The sequence below is a fragment of the Cryobacterium algoritolerans genome (assembly GCF_004402785.1).
Lineage (GTDB): Bacteria > Actinomycetota > Actinomycetes > Actinomycetales > Microbacteriaceae > Cryobacterium > Cryobacterium algoritolerans.
Window position 1 is genome coordinate 31,454 of sequence record NZ_SOFP01000081.1, and the last position, 20,907, is coordinate 52,360.

Below are 20,907 nucleotides of genomic sequence, written 5' to 3' on the forward strand. Positions count from 1 at the left end.
AAACCTCCGGTTCCTACTGTGGGCGGGTGGGCGGCTCTTCGCCGCCCCGGCACCGGCTCCACCAGGGGGACCCCGAAATGCGCTCAATCCTGATCTCAACCGCCGTCACGGCCGCACTCTCCACGGCACTGGTCGCGGCCACGCTGGCCACACCGGCGATGGCCGCCGAACCTCGCCACCAGGACGACGGTCACAGCGACGACCGACGCTCCTCATTCGACCTGCAATCCCACCGCGGCGGACGGGGTGAATGGACCGAGGAGTCGACGGCCGCGTTCGCCCACTCCCTGGAGTTGGGCGTCTCGACGCTCGAGCTGGACACCCACCTGACCCGGGACAACCAGGTCGTGGTCTGGCACGACGACGTCATGACGGCCAGCAAGTGCGCGGACACCGCCCCGGCCTTCGCCGGCGACCCGGCCTTCCCCTACGCGAACGATCGTGTGCGCAACCTCACCCTGGCCCAGATCCGCACGATGGACTGCGGTTTCCAGCAGCTTCCCGGCTTTCCCAACCAGACGGCCATCGCGGGTAACCGCATCGCACTGCTGCAGGACGTCTTCGCCCTGGTCAACGAGTACGACGCCGAGAAGGTTCGCCTCAACGTCGAAACCAAGGTCGAGGTGGCCGGACCCGACGGTGCCGACGAGATGGCGGCCCTGACCCGAGCGGTCGTCGGCGAGATCGAGGGGTCCGGCCTGGCCAGACGTACGACCGTGCAGAGCTTCGACTGGGCATCCCTGAACCTCACCAAGGAGATCGCGCCCGACCTTGTCCTGGTCGCCCTGTCGAGCGGCGACGACTGGCTGGGCGTCGGTGCCCCCGGGATGAGCCCGAACCTCGGGGGGATCGACATCGACTCATTCCACGGCTCCCTGGCGCAGGCCGCCGCCGCGCAGGGCTACGATGTCATCTCGCCGAACTTCGCCTCGACCACCCCCACGATGATTGCTGAGGCGCATTCCCTCGGCCTCCCGGTGATCCCATGGACCGTCAACGAGACCGTCGACGTCACCACTCTGATGGACGAGGGCGTCGACGGCATCATCACCGACTACCCCACCCGGGTGCGCCAGATCATGGCCGACCGGGGTCTCGCGCTCCCCCGGCCATACACCCGGTAACCGGATGCCGTCGGCGGCATAGACGCAGCCACGCCCGAAAGGCTGGACCGGCCCGGCCTCTCCGTGTACTGTGGTCAGACCACACCCGTCGCTGGGTCTCAGCGCGGCTGCCGCCCCAACGCCGAGGAGGACCTGTGCCAGGCACCGACCGCCGTGCGTGGGAAGTCGTGCTCGAGAGCATCGAAGCCGACCTCCTGTCCGGTCGGCTCGCCCCTGGCGACCATCTCCCCGCCGAACGCGCTCTCGCCGCCGATCTCGGTGTCGGGCGCTCGAGCGTACGCGAGGCGCTCCGTGTGCTCGAGGTGCTCGGGCTGATCCGCACGGCGGCGGGCTCCGGCCCCTCGGCCGGCGCGATCGTCGTCGCCCTGCCCGGCGGCGGGATGTCGGCCCTGATGCGGCTGCAGGTCGCGGCGCAGGGGTTCCCGGTCGCGGACGTCGTGAAAACGCGGCTCATCCTGGAGGCGGCGGTGGTCGCCGAGCTGGCCAGGGCATCCGAGCCTGCGGGTGACACCGGACCGGCCGGCGCGTCCGCACACCCCGACCTCACCGGGTCGGCCCAGCTGCTCGATGCGATGGAGGCTCCCGACCTGACCGAAGCCGAGTTCCTCGCGCTCGACACCCAGTTCCATCTCTCCTTGGCCACCGCTTCGGGAAACCAGGTGATCACCGCCACGATGGCCGGACTCCGGAGCGCCATCGAGGGCTACGCGCAGGCAGGGGCGCTCGGCCTGGCCTCCTGGGCGGAGACCTCCGCCCGGCTCAGGGGCGAGCACCGTGGCATCCTCGCCGCCATCGACAGTGCCGACCCCGAGCTGGCCCGCGCGCTGGTCGTCTCCCACATCGAGGGCTATTACGCCGAAACCCACGACCGCCCCCTTCACGCCCGACCGCCCGCACCGGAACCCACCTGACCACCCCACCGAATGGATACCCACTGATGGTTCGACGACGAATCCCGAAGATCACAGACCTGGCCCCGCTGATGAAGTTCAAGGCGCCGGAGCTGAACGCGAGAAAGCGCCGGCTCGACGCCGCGCTGACCATCCACGACCTGCGCAAGATCGCGAAACGCCGCACGCCGAAGGCCGCGTTCGACTACACCGAAGGCGCGGCGGAGTCGGAGATCTCGCTCGCCCGGGCTCGCCAGGCGTTCGAGGACATCGAGTTCCACCCGGCGATCCTGCGCGACGTGTCAGAGGTCTCCACGGGCTGGGACGTGCTCGGCGCCCCCGTTGCGCTGCCGTTCGGGATCGCGCCGACCGGGTTCACCCGGATGATGCAGACCGAGGGTGAGACGGCCGGTGCCCACGCGGCCGCGAAGGCCGGCATCCCGTTCTCCCTCTCCACCATGGGCACCACGTCGATCGAGGACGTGAAGGCGGCGAATCCGGCCGGGCGCAATTGGTTCCAGCTCTATATGTGGAAGGACCGCGACCGCTCGATGGCCCTCGTCGACCGGGCCGCGAAGGCCGGCTTCGACACCCTGCTGGTGACCGTGGACGTGCCCGTCGCCGGGGCGAGGCTCCGCGACAAGCGCAACGGCTTCTCGATCCCGCCCGCCCTGACGGTGGGCACGGTGCTCAACGCACTGCCGCGGCCGGAATGGTGGATCAACTTCCTCACCACCGAGCCGCTCGCCTTCGCGTCGCTCGACCGGTGGAGCGGCACCATCGGGGACCTCCTCGACACCATGTTCGACCCGACAGTCACGTTCGAGGACCTGGCCTGGATCAAGGCGCAGTGGCCGGGCAAGATCGTGGTGAAGGGCGTGCAGACCCTGGCGGATGCGATCCGGCTGGCCGAACTCGGCGTTGACGGCATCATCCTTTCCAATCACGGCGGCCGCCAGCTCGACCGCGCCCCGATCCCGTTCCACCTCCTGCCACAGGTCGTCCGCGAGGTCGGAACCGACCTCGAGGTTCACCTGGACACCGGCATCATGAGCGGCGCGGACATCGTCGCCGCAGTCGCCCTCGGCGCCCGGTTCACCCTGGTCGGCCGCGCCTACCTCTACGGTCTGATGGCCGGTGGCGAGGCCGGCGTGGACCGGGCCATCGCGATCCTCGCCGAGCAGATCACCCGCACCATGCGCCTGCTCGGCGTCAACTCCCTCGAGGAACTCGAACCGGGCCACGTCACCCAGCTCGCGCGACTCAGCCCGATCGCCCGACCGGCCGGCATTCCCGCGCCCCGCTGACCGGCGCCCGGCTGACCGGCGGCCGGGGTCAGGCGGCCGGGGTCAGGCGGCCGGGGTCAGGCGGCGGCGAACTCCGCGAGCACGGCGGCGAGCTGGGCGACGGCCCAGTCGATGTCCTCTTCCGAGACCACGATGGGCGGGGCCAGTCGCACGGTCGACCCGTGGGTGTCTTTCGCGAGCACGCCCCGCTCGAGCAGGGCCTCACAGACCGCACGGCCGGAGGCCAGGGTCGGCTCGATGTCGAACCCGGCCCAGAGTCCGGCGCCGCGCACGGCGATGACCCCGTGGCCGATCAGGCCCGTTAGTCCGGCGTGCAGTCGGGCGCCGAGAACGCGCGCACGTTCCTGGTACTCGCCGGTGGCGAGCAACTCGACGACGGCGAGCCCGACCGCTGCTGCGAGCGGGTTGCCGCCGAAGGTGGACCCGTGTTCGCCGGGCCGGAGCACACCGAGCACGTCCTTGTTGCCGACCACGGCGGACACCGGGACGATGCCGCCGCCGAGCGCCTTGCCGAGCAGGTAGAGGTCGGGGACGACGCTGACCAGGTCGCAGGCGAACGTTGCACCCGTGCGGCCGAGGCCGGATTGGATCTCATCAGCGATGAACAGCACGTTGTGGCGGGTCGTGATCTCGCGCACCGCGGGGAGGTAGTCGGCGGGTGGCACGACGATGCCGGCCTCGCCCTGGATCGGCTCGAGCAGCACGGCGACGGTGTTCTCGTCGATCGCGGCCTCGAGCGCGGCGGCGTCCCCATAGGGAACCGTGCGGAACCCGGGAGTGAACGGGCCGAAGTCTTTGCGGGCGGATTCGTCGTCGGAGAAGCTGATGATCGTGGTGGTGCGGCCGTGGAAGTTCTCGCCGGCCACGACGATGTTGGCGAGGCCCGCGGCGACGCCCTTGACCCGGTAGCCCCACGCCCTGGCGACCTTGATCGCCGACTCGACCGCTTCGGCGCCGGTGTTCATCGGCAGGACCATGTCCTTGCCGGCGAGCTTGGCGAGCGCGGCGACGAACGGGCCGAGCTGGTCGTTGTGGAAGGCGCGGCTGGTGAGAGTGATCCGGCCGAGCTGGGCGCGCGCGGCGTCGAGAAGCACGGGGTTGGAGTGCCCGAAGTTGACCGCGGAGTACGCGGCCAGGCAATCCAGGTATCGCTTGCCGTCGACATCCGTCACCCAGGCCCCGTCGCCGGACGCGACGACGACGGGCAGCGGATGGTAGTTGTGCGCTGCGTGCTCGTTCTCGAGGGAGATGTAGTCGCCCTGGTCGAGCTTGCGGCCGGCCTTCACCTCTGTCATCGGCGCAGCTCCAGCGTGCAGCACTTCACGCCGCCGCCGCCGAGCAGCAGCTCGGACAGGTCGACACCGATCGGGTTGTAGCCGCGCTCGCGCAGCTGGCGCTCGAAGTCCTTTGCCCGGGCCGCGATGACCACGTTGTAGCCGTCGGAGTAGGAGTTCAGGCCGAGGATGGCGGCGTCCTCCTCGGTGGCGATCACGGCATCCGGGTAGCGCTCGCGCAGGATGGCCAGGCTGGGCTCGTCGAACGCGCTGGGCAGGTAGGCGATATCGCCGGTCCCTGAGCCTGTCGACGGGTCGAGCACGGCGATGGCCGTGTCGAGGTGGTAGAAGTTCGGGTTGATCAGGTTGAGTGTGATAACCGGGCGGCCGTAGATCGCCGACAACTCCTCGTGGCTGTTCGAGGCGCTGCGGAAGCCGGTGCCGGCCAGGATGACGTCGCCGACCAGCAGGAAGTCGCCCTCACCCTCGTTGATCTCCTCCGGCACGCGCACGTCGAAGCCGTTGTCGCGGAACCAGTCCATGTAGGCCGGGCCCTCCGGCTGCCGCTCGGGGTAGGTGAAGGCAGCGCCGTAGGCGATGTTGTCGATGACGAAGCCGCCGTTGGCCGCGTAGACCATATCGGGCAGGCCGTCGATCGGGTCGATCAGGTGCACGTCGAAGCCGAGGCCGACGTAGGTGTCATAGAGGGTCTGCCACTGGGCAACCGCCAGCGACGTGTCGGTGGGCACGGCCGGGTCCATCCAGGGGTTGATCCGGTAGACCACGGTGAAGTAGCTGGGCTTGCACATCAGGATGGTGCGCTTGAGCGCAGTGCGCACGGGTGCCTCTGGCGAGACGAGCGCGTCGAGATTGGTCGACATTGGGGCTCCTTCGTCTGCGTTCCGCCGCTGCGGGCGAGACGGAACGCGGGGTGGATGGCGGACCAGGTCACTCACGAGAGCCCTGCCCGACTGAAACCGAACACCGTGCAGGGACGCCGCTCCCAGTCTCACACAGCATGATTCGGTATTTCCTGCTAATTCACGCTGGATTCCTGCGTGCTCATTGGCCGCCGCGCACGGAACCGAACGCACCAGGCCATACCCGGCAGTGGCGGGCGGCGGGGTCCGTCCCGACACGGATGCCCGCGGTGGCCACCGGTGGGTACGGAACACCGCGCAGGTATCTAGTGATTCCCGCTGTTGGGCGCAAATTTGCTGCGCCAATACCCCCGCGAGCGCAACGATCTCACCTAGACTCACGGAATGGACAACCTCGATCGTGGCATTCTCGATCTTCTTCGCCGGAATGCCCGAGCCGGCTACGGCGATATCGGCTCGGTTGTCGGCCTGTCGGCATCGGCCGTGAAACGCCGAGTCGACAAGCTCGTGGCGGACGGCATCATCCGCGGTTTCACGATCCAGGTCGATCCGGCCATCGATGGCATGAGCACGGAGGCCTACGTCGAGTTATTCTGCCGCGGCACCGTCGCGCCCGACGAGTTGCTGCGCATCCTCTCCGGCGTGCCCGAGGTGGTGGACGCCGGCACGGTGACCGGCAGCGCCGACGCGATCGTGCACATCCGAGCGCGCGACATTTCGGGGCTGGAGGCGGCCCTCGAGAAGGTGCGGCTGGCTCCGAACGTGGACCACACCCGCAGTGCGATAGTGCTCTCCCGCCTGATCCACCGCGCCGCCGAGTAACCCAGCCTCACCCCACCCCACACTCCCCGCGCCCACCGCGCCCCCGAACACCCCGGCGCAGTCCGCGAGAGTGCACTTTTCGCCCCTTCGCCACCGCTGAGAGGGCCAAAAGTCCACTCTCGCGAGTGGGGAACGAGGGCGGGGAACGAGGTGGGTGGCTAGGTGATCGGGACCGGGCGCTGGGTGACCGGGGCGAGGAACCGGATCAGACTGACCGCGGCGATCGACCCGGCGCAGAGGATGCCGGCCAGCACCACGATCTGGAACCGCCCGGCCTCAAGCGGGCTGGCGCCGCCGAAGATCGCGCCGACGAAGGCCCCAGGCAGCGTGACCAGGCCGGTGGTCTTCGTCTGGTCGGTCGACGGGATGATTGCGAAGTAGACGGCCCGGCGGGCGAGCTCCCTCGTCGATTGACGGGGCGTTGCCCCGAGCGCGAGCCAGCCCTCCACCTCGTTCCAGTGCTCGGTCACGGCCTCGCCGAACCGTCGGCCGGACAGGGTGGCGATCGACATGGCATTGCCGATGACGATCCCGCCGAACGAGAGCACGTACCGCGGGGAGAATTCAATCGCACCGACGGAGAAGACCACGCCCAGGGTGACCAGGATCCCGAGTCCCATCGACACGGCAACCCAGCCGAAATGCCGCCGGCTGGCGCCTATCCGGCGGTTGACCGTGCTCACCGCCGCGACGAACATCACGGTGAGGCCGACGCCGACCCAGAACGGGTCGGAGATGATCCCGCTGAGGATCAGGCTGATCGCCGCGAGCTGCAGGGCGCCGCGCAACAGGGCGAACGCCGGGGCGAACGGATGCGGCACCCGGTAGGCCCCGAGCATGAGCGAGACGACGGCGATGAGCACCAGGATGCCGACCAGGCTCGGCAGGAGCCCCGCCAACTTGGCGGGGAGGTCGCTGGGCCAGGTCACCCTCAGAGCCTAGCGACCGGAGCCTCTTCGGTCCTCCGCCGCCACGCAGCCCGCGGCGCGCTCCCGCGTCACCACACCCCGCGGCGCGCTCCCGCGTCACCACAGCCGGGTCACAGCACACGCGTCACAAACACCCCGCTCCGCCAACACAGCACACCCCGTGCCGGCGCACCGCCGCCCGGTCGCGGCCCCGAGGCAGGGCTATGCCGCTGGGTACGGCGTTGTTAATTCGGCGAGCGCGGCGAGGATGCGACGCTGCCGAGTCTCGTCAGCCGTCGCGCCCTCGACGGCCAGCACGTGCCGGCGCTGGTTGCTGTAGGACAGCGCCTCGAAGGCGACGCGGGCGCCGGGCTTCGCGTCGAGCAGTGCGGCGAGGTCCGCGGGTACCTCCACCTCGCGGGGTTCGGTGTCGAGAGTCAGGTCCACCTCGATCTCCTCCCCCGCTGCCACCTCGGCGCGGGCGCGGTTCTCCTCGCTCATCGCGATCATGAAGGCGCCGCGGTAGGGCGCGACCGAACTGCGGTGGCTGTACACGCCGATGGTGACGACGACCGGATACCGCCTACCGGCACCCAGGGAGGCGAACACCTCGTCGGGCACGCGGATTCCGGTGGCGGTCTTGCCGCCCAATTCGAGCACGGTCGTGAATCTCATGAGACGAGTAGGCCCCGCCGCCGACCCGAACTTTCCCTTGGCGGGTCACCCTCGGTACATTGATGCATAGTCCGCACAAAGGAGTCCCCGTGCCCATGATCCTGATGCTTGACCCGCATTCGCCGACGCCGCCGTTCGAGCAGTTGCGCATGCAGGTGATCGAGGGCGTGAGCAGCGGAACGTTCGCCCCCGGCGATAAGCTGCCGACCGTGCGTCGCCTGGCCGAGGACCTCGGCCTGGCCGCGAACACGGTCGCCCGCGCCTACCGCGAACTCGAGCACGACAAGGTGATCGAGACGCGGGGCAGGCTCGGCTCCTTCATCGCCGCGACCGGGGATGCCACGCACAAGCAGGCGCAACTGGCCGCGATCGCCTATACAGAGCGGGTGCGGGCGCTCGGGTTGGGCGAGGCCGAGGCGCTCGGAATCGTAGCGGTGGCCCTGGGCATCCGCCCGTAACGAAACGGCCGCTACCGGTACGACGCCGCGAGCCGCCGGAAGCCCTCGTCGAGGGTCACCTCGGGCACCCAGTCGAGGTCGGCGCGGGTGCGGCGCTGGTCGAACCAGTGCGCAGTCGAGAGCTGCTCGGCCAGGAACCGGGTCATCGGCGGCTCGTCGGCGCCGGGGCGCACCTGCCAGGCCGCCTCGATCAGCGATCCCGCGCCGCGGGCGAGCGCCGCGGGTACCCGCCAGGCCGGGGCAGGCACCCCCGCGGCCGCGCATATGCCGGCGAGCAGCTCGGCCACCGGCCGCGGCTCCCCGTTGGTGACCACGTAGGCGCGCCCGTGCACGCCGTCGGCATGCTCCAGCGCCGCGGCGATGGCCGAGGCGGCGTTGTCCACGTAGGTCGAGTCGATCAGGGCCGCGCCGTGGCCGAGCAGCGGCAGCCGGCCCGAGCGGGCCCGGTCGACGATGCGCGCCACGAGCTGGGTGTCGCCCGGGCCCCAGACCAGGTGGGGGCGCACCGCGACCACGCGCAGCCGCGGCGAGTCGGCGGCGAGGGCGATCAGCTCGGCCCGCGCCTTCGTGCGGGCGTAGTCGCCGCGAGCCCGGTCGGGGTCGGCCGGGAGTGCATCCTGGCCGACGATGGATGCCCCGGCGTGCGCCACCGAGGGCGACGACACGTAGACGAAACGGCAGGCGCCGGCATCCGCAGCCGCGGCCAGCAGGGTGCGGGTGCCGCCCACGTTCACGGCCTCGAAGTCGGCCGCCTCTCCCGCGAGGGACACTTTGGCGGCGAGGTGCACGACGGCGTCGATGCCGTCGATCGCGCGGGCGACCGCCGCAGGGTCCTCGACCGAGCCGAGCCGGTCGATCACCCCCGGAACCCCGGACGCACGGCGCTGGAAGGTGTACACCTCATGCCCGGCCGCCACGATCCGGGCGGCGACGGCGCGGCCGAGGAACCCACTCGCGCCGGTGACGAGCACCGTGAGCAGCGGGGGCTCGCCGTGCGGGTGCAGCGTCGCCGTGCGGGCGGCGGGACCCACCCGTGTCGGCCCGGCTCCGGCGGGGGCAGTCACGGGCGGCTCATCCGCCCGCCGGAGAGCACGGTTTCCGCCCACCGGGAGAGCCGGCTGCGGTCGATCTTGGAATTGTGACGGATATCGGTGGGCAGCCGCGGCACGACGAGCACCGCAGCGAGTTGCAACCCTGCGGCCTCTCGAACGGCGGCCGCGAGTCCGGGCGTGGCCAGGGCGACCCGGCGACCGGACGGGAGCGTCTCGACGACGGCGATCGGCTGTTGGGTTCCTGCCGGGCCCACGCCGACGACGGCCGCACGGGCGATCTCGGCCACACCCTCGATTCGCTGCTCGGGGCCGACCGGGGTGAGCACCCCGGTCGCGGTCGCGATGACGTGGGGCAGGCGGCCCTCGATCCAGAGCCGGCCGGCCGAGTCGAAGTGGCCGACGTCGCCGCTGCGGTGCCAGCGTTCCCCGGCGACCGCGCCGCGCCGGGCGGCCCGGTCGGTGAGCCAGAGCCGGGAGTAGTGGTCGAGGGTGTGTGGCGCGGAGACGACGATCTCGCCGGTGACTCCAGGGGCATCCGAGAGTTCCCCGGTTGCGGCGCCGTCGGCGTCGAGGGCGCTGATCCGGATGCGGGTGGTCGCCGCCGGGCAACCGACGCAGACCCCGCCCGGGCCGGCCAGGTCGGCGAGCGAGGTTGGGGCGGCGTCGCGGATGCCCTCGAGGGTGATGTCGGTCATCAACAGGCCCTCGGTCATTCCGTATGGCGTGTGCGCGCTGGCCCGCGGCATCAGCCGCGCGGCGCCGGCGAGCAGCGGTTCGGCCACCGGGGCGCCCGCTGAGAGGAAGCTGCGCACACCGGCGAGGGCCCGGTGGTCTGCCGGGGTGAGTGCGGCCTCGGTGGCGACGACGTTGGCCAAGGCGGCCGGAGAGAGGAAGACGACGGTGGCGTCGATCGCGGCGACGGCCGCGGCGACGGCGGTCGCGGTGAGGGTCTTCGGTGAGGTGACATCCATGTCCGGGGTCACCGAGCGGGCGCCGAGGGCCGGGCCGAGCAGGGCGAACGGCGCGAACCCGGCAACCAGGCCGGTGCCGAGGCCCACGCCGTACTGGGCGTGCAGCGCATGGGCGACGGCGGCCAGTTGGGCGTGGGTGTAGACGACGCCCTTGGCCGGACCGGTCGAGCCGGAGGTGAATAGCACGGCCGCCCTGTCGCCGGGGGCGGGTGAGGCGGGCAGCCCCTCGGCCATGCCGAGGGAGAGGAGCTCGGCGAGGGTGAAGGACACGTCCAACGCGCGGTGCACCGGCTTGGGCAGGCGGGCAACCGAGATCTTCTGGCCCGGCCAACCGAGGGCCCGGGCGGCGACGAGCCCGGGGGTGGCCCCGATCACATGGTCCGGATGCGCGCCGCGCACGGCGCGGGTGAGGCCGCGGAGGCCGAGCCCGGCATCCGCGACGACGACGACCGCGCCGATCCGCAGGCAGGCGTAGAGCACCGCGGTGAGGTCGGCGCCGGGCGGCACGAGCAGGGAGACCCGGTCACCCCTGCGCACGCCGATCAGGTCGAGGCCGGCGGCGAGCCGGCGCACCTGGCGGGCGAGCATCCGCCAGCTGACCACGCGTGGTGCGCGGCCGCCGGGCGGCGACATGTCGACCAGGGCGGTCTCGTCGCTGTCCCGCAGCTCGTCGAGGTAGTGCCAGAGCGGATGGTGCGGGCCAGCCACCCAGTCGGCCTCGGCCTCGGTCGCGGCAGGCTCGACCACCGGGGCCGGCCAGGTCTCGCTCGCGGCCTCGGCCTCGGTCGCGGCAGGCTCGACCACCGGGGCACACTCCCCCAGCCAGGTCAGCGCCGCCGCGGCGTAGTCAACGTCTTCCGCGACCAGGTGCCCGGCAGCCTCGAACCGGTGCACGTCGGCGTGAGGCAGCCGGCCGACGAGGTCGTCGAGGTAGCGGTCGCTGAAGATCGGGTCGCGGGGACCCCAGAGCATCAGGGCGGGCACGAGCAGGTCACGCAGCGAGCCGGCGATCCGGTCCAGCTCGGCGGCGCTCTCGTGGGCGAAGTCCACGGGGATGTCGGCGACGAACGCGCCGATCCCGCCTCGGCGGGCGGCGGCGCGGTAGGGCGCCCGGTAGGCCCGTTTGACGGCGGCGGAGAGCCGCGGATGCGCCAGTGCGAGCGTCGTCTCGAGAAACGCGGGCGTCGTCACGGTCGCGGCGGCGAGCACCGGCCCCGCGAGCGCGAGCCGGAGCGGCGCCGGGATCGGTGAGTCCTCCGGCTGGTGAACGGCGGTGTTCAGCAGCATGACCGCGCCGAGTAGCTCCGGGTGGTCGACGGCCCAGCCGAGGGAGACGACGCCGCCCCAGTCGTGGCCGAAGGTGACCACCGGGCCGGCCAGGCCGAGGGTGTCGGTGAGGTCGCCCAGGTCGGTGACGCGGCGGGCGAGCGGGCGCACGGTGCCACGGCGTTCGGAGAAGCCCATCTCAAGCTGGTCGATGGCGATCACCCGCCAGGCAGGTCGGCCGGCGGCCGCGGCATCCGTCGCCTTCGTCACGAACTCGCGCCAGAGGTACGACCAGGTCGGATTACCGTGCACGCAGAGAACGGTACCGACCGGCGTGACGCCGAGTTCGGCGAGCCTCGCGGCGTTGTCGAGCAGGTGCCAGGTGCGGGTGGCCGGAGCCGCGGCACCGCTCTCAGCGACCTCGACCAGGCGGGAGAATGCGGGGTCGAGCCCCGGCAGCCCGACGGGCGGCAGCGTCGCCGGCGCCGGGGTGGCGGCGGCCGCGGGAAGGCGGTGGGTTCTGCCGGGGCGGGTCACCAGGCGAGTTCCATCATGGCGGTGTTCAGGCCGCTCCCCACACCCATCAGCAGAACGCGGTTGCCCGGCTGGAGCGTTCTGGCCTCCTCCGCGAGGGTGATCGGGATCGAGGCCGGGCCGACGTTGCCGAACAAAGGGTAGGTGAGCGGCACCCGCGCGCGGTCGAGGCCGGTGGCCTTCACGATCGCATCCGTGTGCACATCCGATACCTGGTGCAGGATGTAACGATCCATGCTCGACCAGTTCCAGTCGCGTTTCGCCTCGGTCCAGGCCGAGACGACGAGTTCCATTCCGCCCTTGAGCAGCGCCTTCGCATCCGTGAACATCCCGTCGACGCTGCCGACGCAGAGCCCGTTGAACTGGGTTGCTGCGCGAGTCACGCCGCCGAGCATGCGGTGACCCTCCGGATGTCTGTCGGCCCGCCCGAGTACGGCCGCGGCGGCACCGGAACCCAGGGTGAGGCTCGCGAACTCGCTCATGAAATCCTTGCGGGAAATGGAGGGCCGGCCCAGCCGCTCGATCGTGTTGGTCTGGATCTCGTCGGCGTCCTCGCCGTCGATCACCACCGCGTAGTCGACCTGGCCGGAGTCGATCAGCTGTGCGGCGAGGGTCATCCCGTTCACGAAGCCGAGGCAGGCGTTCGCGATGTCGAAGTTGGTGGCCGAGGAAGGCAGGCCGAGACCGTGGTGGATTCGCACGGCGACGGAGGGCTCGAGGTGCTTGCGGGTGACCGAGGTGTTGATCAGCAGGCCGACCTGGCCTGGCTCGATGCCCGCCTCAAGCAGGGCGCGCGTGCCCGCGGTGACGGCGGCATCGTCGAAGGTGGTCCCCTCATCCCAGTTGCGCCGCTCCTGTACCCCGGCGACACGTTGGAGCAGTCCGGTCGGGAGCCGGAGACGCTTCAGGGCGGGCTGCAGCCGACGGTCGATTTCCGCGGACGTCGTGATGCGCGGCGCGAGCATGCTTGTGACCGACAGCAGGGCGACGTTGTTGTGCGTCGTCGTTGCGTTTCCGTCCAACTGTGGTTCCCCTGTCGAGTTTGCGGCCGCGGCAAGCCGGGGCCCCGGTCATCCTCTACCAGAAACCTGATCGTTGTCCGTGCGCCCGCTGTATACGCCGGCCCCGGAGGGACGGCCGCGAACGCTCTATTTTACGCGCGTAAGCGACCGCTCCCTCGCGGGCCGGGCACAGAGGGTCTAGATGATGCCGTCGGACAGGGTGCTCGGGTTGCCGAAGCGGTGTGCCGTGATCGAGATCGCCTGCTCCCGCAGGAACGGCAGCAGCTCCACCCGGCCGGCCTGGGTGACCGGGTGCGAGTAGACCGCGATGTCTGGACTGCCGCCGAGGGCGTGGGCGAGGGCGGATGCGGCAGACGCCGCCCCGGCGAGCGGGGTTCCCCCGATCAGGCGCACCCGGCTGGTGGTGATGCCGCCGGCCGCGGCGCGTTCGAGCCACTCGGCGTCGCTCTCGACAGTGACCGGGATCTCCCGTTCGGCGAGGTGGCCCCGAACGATCGGCGGGACCGGGATCGCACTGGACACCACGAAGCGCGACTTCGACAGGGTCGCCGCGGCGATCACCCGGAGCAGGTTGGAGAGCGTGCCGTCCTCGGCCAGGCGCACCGTGACCGGAAGCGGCAGGTAGCGGAACAGGTTGCGCTCGTAGCCGAGGTTCGACACATCCTTGACCGCGCCGAACTCCTCGCGCCAGGCGAGCGCGTCGCTAAGGGCCGAGCGGCGCAACACGTCGAAATCGGCGTAGTCGAGCACCGGCTGCGAGCCTTCGATCACGTCGGTGACGCGCGGCTCCAGCCCGCGCAGGTGCAGGGTCGAGCTGTTCCGGCCGGGGCTGGTCACCCAGCTGCCGAGCCCGAACAGGTAGTTCGGTCCGCCTGCCTTGGTGCCCGGACCGACGGCCGAGCGCTTCCAGCCGCCGAAGGGCTGGCGTTGCACGATTGCGCCGGTGATTCCCCGGTTCACGTAGAGGTTGCCGGCTTCGATCGTGTCGAGCCATTCGGCCAGTTCGGCCGGGTCGAGCGAGTGCAGGCCGGAGGTGAGACCGTAGTCGACCGCGTTCTGGAACCGGATGGCCTCGGCGAGGTTGCGGGCGTGCATCACGCCGAGCACCGGGCCGAAGAACTCGGTGAGGTGGAAGTAGGACCCGGGCGCGACGCCGGTGCGGATGCCGGGAGACCAGAGCCTGCCGTCCTCGTCGAGCCGTTCGGGCTCGACCAGCCAGCTCTCCTCCGCGCCGAGCGTGGTGAGGGCGTGCAGCAGCTTGCCCGCGGCCGGTTCGATGATCGGGCCCATCTGGGTGTTCGGGTCGGCCGGAAACCCCACCCGCAGGGAGGTCGCGGCATCCACCAGCTGGCGCAGGAAACGCTCCGACCGCGCGACGGAGCCGACCAGGATGACCAGGCTCGCGGCGGAGCACTTCTGGCCGGCGTGGCCGAAGGCGCTCTTGATCACGTCGATCGCCGCGAGGTCGAGGTCGGCTGACGGGGTGACGATGATGGCATTCTTACCGCTCGTCTCGGCGAGCAGCGGCAGGTCCTCCCGAAAACTGCGAAAGAGCTGCGCGGTCTCGTAGGCGCCGGTCAGGATGACCCGGTCGACGGCCGGGTGCGAGATGAGCTGGGTGCCGAGGGCGCGGTCGGCCAGGTCGACGAGCGCGAGCAGGTCGCGGGGGACCCCGGCCTCCCACAGCGCCTCGACCATGACGGCGCCGGTGCGCTGGGCGAGCTTGGCGGGTTTGACGATCACGCCGGAACCCGCGGCGAGGGCGGCGAGCACGCCGCCGGCCGAGATCGCGACCGGGAAGTTCCACGGCGGGGTGACCACGGTGAGTCTTGACGGCACGAAGATCGCGCCCTGCACGGTGTCGAGGCCCTTGGCCCGCTCGGCGTAGTAGTGGGCGAAGTCGATCGCCTCGCTGACCTCCGGGTCGGACTCGGCGATGGTCTTGCCGGTCTCGGCGGCCATCACCTCGATCAGGCGGTCACGGTTCGCGGCGAGCGCGAGGCCGGCGCGATGCAGCACAGCCGCCCGTTCGGCCCCGGGCAGCTGGCCCCAGGCCTCGCCGCTGGCCGCGACGGATGCGATCAACCGGTCGAGCTGGTCGGCATCGGTCACTGCGGACTCGGCGATGGTGTCCACGCCGAGCCGTGAGGCCTCGACGCGGGCGAGGATCCGGCGGCCCCAGGCACGATTCGCGGGCATCGACGGATCGCTGTCCGGCTCGTTGTGGAATCCGCGCCGGGCGACCGGGGATGCTACGTCGCCGGGAGCGACGTCCGGGTTCAGGTCGGCGGTGACCGATCCGCGGGTAAGGCCGAGCACGGCGGCGGTGAGGCCGGCATCGGCCTCGGCGTCCTCGGTTTCCTGCGAGGCCCGGTCCTCGGCCTCGAGCTGGGTCACCGCGGAGCGATCCTGGTTGCGGTTGGGTTCCGGCACGACGCTGTCGAGCGCGGAGAGCGAGGCCAGGAACCGCTGCTTCTCCCGCTCGAACAGGGCAGGCGTCTGGGTCAGCTCGAACACGGCAGACATGAAGTTGTCCTGGCTCGCGTTCTCCTCGAGGCGGCGGATCAGGTAGCTGATGGCCACATCGAATTCGGCAGGGTTCACGACCGGAGTGTAGAGCAGGAGCCGTCCGACGTCCTTCCGCACGGCATCGGCCTGGCTGGTGGCCATGCCGAGCAACATCTCGAACTCGACCCGGTCGTCGACGCCGCGCTGCTTGGAGAGGAGGTGGGCCCAGGCCACATCGAAGAGGTTGTGGCCGGCGACGCCGATCTTGACGGCATCCGTGTTCTGGGGGGTGAGCGCCCAGCTGAGCACCCGCTTGTAGTTCGTGTCGCTGTCCTGCTTGGTGCCGTAGGTCGCGAGCGGCCAGTCGTGCACGGCGGCGTCGACGTGCTCCATGGCGAGGTTGGCACCCTTGACCACGCGCACCTTGATCGGGGCTCCGCCGGCGGCGCGGCGGCCCTGGGACCAGTGGGTCAGGCCCTGCAGCGCGGCAAGAGCGTCGGGCAGGTAGGCCTGCAGCACGATGCCGGCCTCGAGGTGGAGCAGCTGCTGCAGGTCGAGGATGCGCTCGAAGACCGCGATCGTGAGATCGAGGTCGCGGTATTCCTCCATGTCCAGGTTGATGAACTTGGGGGTCGCGGAGGCCGAAGCCAGCTCGTAGAGCGGGGTGAGGCGTTCGACGACCCGGTTCACGGCCTCGTCGAAGGACCACATCGAGAGCTGGCTGGCGATCGACGACACCTTGATCGAGACGTAGTCCACGTCGTCGCGCAGCAGCAGCGCCCTGGTGCCGTCGAGTCGGCGGAGGGCCTCCTTCTCGCCGAGCACGGCCTCGCCGAGCAGATTGATGTTGAGGCGGTTGCCGGACTCCCGCAGGTGCGCGATCGCCGGGCCGAGCTTGTCCGGCGTGGCGTCGACAACGAGGTGTCCGACCATCTGGCGCAGCACCTTGCGGGCCGCGGGGATGACCACCCAGGGCAGCACAGGCCCCAGCACGCCGCCGAGGCCGATCGCCCCGCGCATGTACGACGGCAGGAATCCCGGAGCCTTCTTCGCCACGGTCTGCAGGTTGTAGCCGGCAACCATCAGGTCCTCCGGTCGCATCACACCGTCGACGAAGCCGACGGTGAAGTCGAGCCCGTTCGGGTCCTTGAGCACGCCGGCGAGGCGTTCGGCCGAGATGTCGGCGGGGATGGTGGCGCTGTCGGCGAGCCACTTCTTGACGAGCGCGACGACCTCGGCGCTCAGGTCCTGTTGCACGTGGGGAGAAGGGTTGGTCATGGTCACGAGGGTAGTCTTTCGTTTTTGCGGCACGCCTCATACCAGAGGATTCTTCCTTCAGTGTGCCGCCCCCATTCGTTTAGCAAAAGCGATTCTTCTTGATTGATATTCATTAGAATTACTGATCTATTGAGGTCGAATCGAGGGGAGAGCCCATGCTGGATGTTCGCCGACTGCGGCTGCTGCGAGAACTGAAGATCCGGGGCACCCTCGCCGGGGTGGCCGAGGCCCTTGCCTACAGTCCCTCCGCCGTCTCCCAGCAGCTCGCCCTGCTCGAGAAGGAGGCAGGGGTTCCGCTCCTGCAGAAGGTGGGCCGCCGGGTGCGACTCACCCCGCAGGCCGAGGTGCTGGTCGAGCACACGACCCACCTCCTTGAGCGCCTGGAGCTGGCCGAGGCCGAGATGACGGCGTCGCTGACAACCGTGTCGGGGACAGTGCGGGTGGCCCTGTTCCAGTCCGCCGCGCACGCCCTGATCCCGCAGGCGCTGACCCTGCTGGCCGAGGAGTTCCCCGGCCTCCGGGTGGAGGTCACCGAGCGCGAGCCGGAGCGCGGATTGTTCGAGGTCTCCGCCCGCGACTTCGACCTCGTGCTCGCCGAGCAATACCCGGGGTACACCCGCGCGCACTGGCCGGACCTCGACCGGGTGAACCTGTCGACGGATGCGCTTCGACTCGCGGTGCCGCCGCCGCGCGCCGGCCGCACCGCGCCCTCGTCGCTCGAGGAGGCGGCGGGCCTGCCCTGGGTGATGGAGCCGCAGGGCACGGCGTCACGACACTGGGCCAGGCAGCTCTGTCGTTCGGCCGGTTTCGAGCCCGACGTGCGGTTCGAGACCGCGGACCTGATCGCGCACATCCGGTTGATCGAATCCGGGAACGCGGTCGGCATGCTGCCCGACCTGATCTGGGCCGGCCACGAGCCCACCGTGCACCTGGTCGACCTGCCCGGCCGGCCGAACCGCACCGTGTTCTCCTCGACCCGGCGCTCGAGTGCCAGCCGCCCCGGCGTGCTCGCCGTGCGCGATGCGCTGGCCAGGGCCGTCGAGCTGGTGGCCGCGCCGACCCCGCGTTCCGGGCCGACTTCGTAGGCTCCCCGCGGGCGAGTGATTGCCCTCGGGGCGACGGGTGCGCCGGGTGCGCCGGGTGCGCCGGGTGCGACGGGTGCGACGGGTCATCGGGTCATCGGGTCATCGGGTCATCGGGTCATCGGGTCTCCAGCCTGCTGGAGAACCAGGGCCACAGTGCGGGGCGCGTTTCGCGGTCGACGGGGTTAGACGTTGTCACCGGGGCCGGCCTCGTGACGGCATTCGCACGAGCGGACACGGTGCCCGATTGCCCCAACCGGCCGACGCTGTCAGCCCGGAAGGCGACCGCGTTCCTTGCCGCGACCGCGCGCCAGGTCACCGATGCCGCCGTGACCGCGAAGGTCGGGCACCTGGTTGGCCTGTCGATCGTGAAGGTGGAAGCAGACCGGCGAGACAATCGAATCCGGCACGTTCGCGTCGACCTTGATGGCCCGCGAAGGCGTCGATACCTGGCTCAGCCGCGCGAGACCGCCACGGTGAGCGGACGGGTCATGACCGTGCAGCACGACAACGGGCACCCGCGCCGACGCCCAGTAGTCTCGAGGCATGACTGAACCCACTCACGACGTCGTGATTGTCGGTGGCGGACACAACGGCCTGACCGCCGCCGCGTACCTCGCCCTCGCCGGAAAAAGCGTGATCCTGCTCGAGCGTGACGACCACGTCGGCGGCGCGGCGATCTCCGCCGAGGCCTTCCCTGGAGTCGACGCGAGGCTTTCCCGTTACTCCTATCTGGTCAGCCTGCTGCCCCAGCGGATCATCGACGAGCTGGGCCTGTCGATCGAGCTCGCCCGGCGCCGCTACTCCTCGTACACGCCCAACCCCGCCGACACCACGGGCGGTCTGCTGGTCGACCGCGGCGATGATGCCGCCACCCGCACGAGCTTCGACCGGGTCGGAGCCGGCGCCGACTTCGAACCCTGGAACACGTTCTACCGCGACACGGAAACCCTCGCCAGGGCCATCTTCCCCACGGTCTGCGAGCCGCTGCCGACCCGCTCGGAGGCCCGGCGGCTGGTCGGGAACGACGCCGTCTGGGACCAGTTCATTGAACGTCCGCTCGGCACGGCCATCACCGAACGCTTCGGAAACGACCTGGTGCGCGGCGTCGTCGCCACCGACGGCCTGATCGGCACATTCACCTCGATGGACGACCCATCCCTCGACGCCAACCGCTGTTTCCTGTACCACGTCATCGGGAACGAAACCGGGGACTGGGACGTGCCCATCGGCGGGATGGGAGCCGTCACCGGCGCCCTCGAGACCGCGGCCCGCCAGGCCGGCGCCCGCATCGTCACCGGCGCCCTGGTCACCTCGGTCAGTCCCGACGGTGAGGTGCGGTACCGCCGCGGGGACGTGGAACGCGTCGTCGCGGGCCGGCGTGTGCTCGCCAATGTCGCCCCGTGGGTCTTGCAGGGTCTCCTGGCCGCGGTCGCAGGCAGCGAGCCGGGCGGGGCGTCAGTTCCCTCGCCGACTCCGGCCATGGTCAAGCCGGAGGGCGCCCAGGTCAAGGTGAACCTGCTGCTGACCCGGCTGCCGAAGCTAAGAGACCCGTCGGTGTCACCGGAGGCCGCGTTCGGCGGTACCTTCCATATCAACGAGACGTTCAGCCAGCTGGAGGGTGCCTGGGACCAGGCCGTCCGCGGGGTGATCCCCGACCTGCTGCCCTGCGAGATCTACTGCCACTCCCTGACCGACCCGAGCATCCTCTCGCCCGAGCTTGTCGAGGCAGGCGCGCAAACCCTCACCGTGTTCGGGCTGCACGCACCCAACCGCTGGCTGAACGACGAGAACAACGACGCCACTCGGGCCAGACTCCTGGCGGCCGTGCTGGCCTCGCTCAATTCGGTACTCGCCGAACCGATCGAGGACTTGCTGCTGACGGATGCCGACGGTAACCCCTGCATCGAGACGAAAACCACACTCGACCTCGAGCACGCCCTCAACCTGCCGGGCGGCAACATCTTCCACGGCCCGCTGGATTGGCCGTTCCTCGAAGACGACGAGCCGAGGGACACCCCCGCGGCGCGCTGGGGCGTGGCCACCGCGCATCCCCGGATCCTGATCTGCGGTGCTGGGGCACGGCGCGGCGGCGGGGTGAGCGGAATCGGCGGGCACAACGCGGCCATGGCCGTGCTCGAAGACTCGTGACCCACCCGCGGGCAGCGTCACCGTGGCCGGAGCTTCGCGTGGCCGCTGGCCCCGGGCCGGAGAAGGGCATAGTTTTGTAGTGAGGCCAGTGCCTCACTCACCGTGGAGGTTCCCATGTCAGCCAAGCCAACCGGACGCCTCGCCCAGCGCGAGGACGGGCTCTATCTCATGCTCGATCGGCTCTTCACCGCGCCGATCGATGATGTGTGGGCGAGCATGAGCCGACCCGGCGGTCTCGCCGGCTGGATCGGCACCTACACGGGCTCCCCCGAGACGGGCGCTGTGCGTTTCCGTCTCGACGAGCCGGATGCCGAGTGGGAGTACGTCAGCATCCTCAAGTGTGTTCCGCCGAAGCGGTTCACCGTCAACATCGGCGAGGGCGACGCAGCCCGGCACGTGATCCTGCACCTCGTCGAGGGCGCGGGCATGACAACCCTCACGTTTGGCCAGCGGCTGCACAGCGCTGCGGACGCCGAGACCGTCGGCCCGTACTGGGACTACTACTTCGACCGCCTGGTCGCCGCCCGGCTCGGAAAGTCGCTGCCTGACCGCGCGCATTACCACCCGCACGCTGAGTACTACCGGGAGCTCGTCGTCCCGAAGCGGGCCGCCGAACCCATCCACTGACCGGGGGCAGCGCTGCCCGGCGGGGCGCTGCCCGGCGGGGCGCTGACCGGCGGGGCGCTGCCCGGCGGGGCGCTGCC

17 protein-coding genes are annotated in these 20,907 nt (G+C 70.6%); 8 read left to right on the forward strand and 9 right to left on the reverse strand.

Annotation, left to right across the window (positions count from 1 at the left end):
- The first annotated feature begins 77 nt into the window (after positions 1 to 77).
- From E3O19_RS16620 to E3O19_RS16630, 3 genes are all read left to right on the forward strand, one after another.
- Positions 78 to 1,124 (forward strand): glycerophosphodiester phosphodiesterase family protein, encoded by a 1,047-nt coding sequence (locus tag E3O19_RS16620; protein ID WP_134569401.1) that lies wholly within the window; start codon positions 78 to 80, stop codon positions 1,122 to 1,124.
- A gap of 134 nt (positions 1,125 to 1,258) precedes the next feature.
- Positions 1,259 to 2,035 carry a FadR/GntR family transcriptional regulator gene (locus E3O19_RS16625; protein ID WP_134569402.1) on the forward strand — a complete coding sequence of 259 codons (777 nt, stop codon included), beginning with the start codon at positions 1,259 to 1,261 and terminating at the stop codon, positions 2,033 to 2,035.
- A 26-nt stretch (positions 2,036 to 2,061) separates the two neighbouring features.
- Entirely contained in the window at positions 2,062 to 3,321 is a 1,260-nt protein-coding gene (locus E3O19_RS16630; protein WP_134569403.1) for an alpha-hydroxy acid oxidase, read from the forward strand.
- Positions 3,322 to 3,377: 56 nt separating this feature from the next.
- On the opposite strand, the gene rocD is transcribed toward E3O19_RS16630, so the two are convergent.
- Positions 3,378 to 4,616 (reverse strand): ornithine--oxo-acid transaminase, encoded by a 1,239-nt coding sequence (gene rocD / locus E3O19_RS16635; RefSeq protein ID WP_134569404.1) that lies wholly within the window; start codon positions 4,614 to 4,616, stop codon positions 3,378 to 3,380.
- Positions 4,613 to 5,476: a dimethylargininase gene (ddaH, locus tag E3O19_RS16640; protein ID WP_134569405.1), complete on the reverse strand. Its 864-nt coding sequence runs from the start codon at positions 5,474 to 5,476 to the stop codon at positions 4,613 to 4,615. The genes rocD and ddaH overlap by 4 nt, the downstream gene beginning before the upstream one ends.
- A gap of 384 nt (positions 5,477 to 5,860) precedes the next feature.
- Between ddaH and E3O19_RS16645 the strand changes: the two genes are divergently transcribed.
- A complete protein-coding gene (locus tag E3O19_RS16645; RefSeq protein ID WP_134569406.1) occupies positions 5,861 to 6,298 on the forward strand; it encodes an Lrp/AsnC family transcriptional regulator in 438 nt (145 codons plus the stop codon).
- A gap of 158 nt (positions 6,299 to 6,456) precedes the next feature.
- On the opposite strand, the gene E3O19_RS16650 is transcribed toward E3O19_RS16645, so the two are convergent.
- Entirely contained in the window at positions 6,457 to 7,227 is a 771-nt protein-coding gene (locus E3O19_RS16650; RefSeq protein WP_241981455.1) for an ABC transporter permease, read from the reverse strand.
- Positions 7,228 to 7,428: 201 nt separating this feature from the next.
- Positions 7,429 to 7,881 carry a YdeI/OmpD-associated family protein gene (locus E3O19_RS16655; protein WP_134569407.1) on the reverse strand — a complete coding sequence of 151 codons (453 nt, stop codon included), beginning with the start codon at positions 7,879 to 7,881 and terminating at the stop codon, positions 7,429 to 7,431.
- 95 nt (positions 7,882 to 7,976) lie between these two features.
- On the opposite strand from E3O19_RS16655, the gene E3O19_RS16660 reads away from it, so the two are divergent.
- On the forward strand, positions 7,977 to 8,339 hold the full coding sequence (locus E3O19_RS16660) for a GntR family transcriptional regulator (RefSeq protein WP_134569418.1): 363 nt from the start codon (positions 7,977 to 7,979) through the stop codon (positions 8,337 to 8,339).
- 11 nt (positions 8,340 to 8,350) lie between these two features.
- Here the strand turns inward: E3O19_RS16660 and E3O19_RS16665 are convergent, their stop codons facing one another.
- From E3O19_RS16665 to E3O19_RS16680, 4 genes are all read right to left on the reverse strand, one after another.
- Positions 8,351 to 9,343 (reverse strand): NAD-dependent epimerase/dehydratase family protein, encoded by a 993-nt coding sequence (locus tag E3O19_RS16665; protein ID WP_420898636.1) that lies wholly within the window; start codon positions 9,341 to 9,343, stop codon positions 8,351 to 8,353.
- Between the two features lie 56 nt (positions 9,344 to 9,399).
- Positions 9,400 to 12,165 (reverse strand): alpha/beta fold hydrolase, encoded by a 2,766-nt coding sequence (locus E3O19_RS16670; RefSeq protein ID WP_134569408.1) that lies wholly within the window; start codon positions 12,163 to 12,165, stop codon positions 9,400 to 9,402.
- Positions 12,162 to 13,184, reverse strand: coding sequence for a 3-oxoacyl-ACP synthase III (locus E3O19_RS16675; RefSeq protein WP_134569409.1), 1,023 nt, complete (start codon positions 13,182 to 13,184; stop codon positions 12,162 to 12,164). The genes E3O19_RS16670 and E3O19_RS16675 overlap by 4 nt, the downstream gene beginning before the upstream one ends.
- Before the next feature lie 177 nt (positions 13,185 to 13,361).
- Positions 13,362 to 16,970: a proline dehydrogenase family protein gene (locus E3O19_RS16680; RefSeq protein WP_134569410.1), complete on the reverse strand. Its 3,609-nt coding sequence runs from the start codon at positions 16,968 to 16,970 to the stop codon at positions 13,362 to 13,364.
- Between the two features lie 155 nt (positions 16,971 to 17,125).
- On the opposite strand from E3O19_RS16680, the gene E3O19_RS16685 reads away from it, so the two are divergent.
- Entirely contained in the window at positions 17,126 to 18,055 is a 930-nt protein-coding gene (locus E3O19_RS16685) for a LysR family transcriptional regulator (RefSeq protein ID WP_134569411.1), read from the forward strand.
- Between the two features lie 266 nt (positions 18,056 to 18,321).
- On the opposite strand, the gene E3O19_RS17895 is transcribed toward E3O19_RS16685, so the two are convergent.
- Positions 18,322 to 18,600: a hypothetical protein gene (locus E3O19_RS17895; protein ID WP_166804605.1), complete on the reverse strand. Its 279-nt coding sequence runs from the start codon at positions 18,598 to 18,600 to the stop codon at positions 18,322 to 18,324.
- On the opposite strand from E3O19_RS17895, the gene E3O19_RS16695 reads away from it, so the two are divergent.
- Together E3O19_RS16695 and E3O19_RS16700 are read left to right on the forward strand one after the other, a co-directional pair.
- Positions 18,599 to 20,203, forward strand: a complete 1,605-nt coding sequence (locus E3O19_RS16695) for a phytoene desaturase family protein (RefSeq protein ID WP_134569412.1) — start codon at positions 18,599 to 18,601, stop codon at positions 20,201 to 20,203. The genes E3O19_RS17895 and E3O19_RS16695 overlap by 2 nt on opposite strands.
- A 114-nt stretch (positions 20,204 to 20,317) precedes the next feature.
- The gene (locus E3O19_RS16700) at positions 20,318 to 20,830 is read left to right on the forward strand and encodes an SRPBCC domain-containing protein (RefSeq protein WP_134569413.1); all 513 of its coding nucleotides are present in this window, start codon (positions 20,318 to 20,320) and stop codon (positions 20,828 to 20,830) included.
- The last annotated feature ends 77 nt before the right edge of the window (positions 20,831 to 20,907 follow it).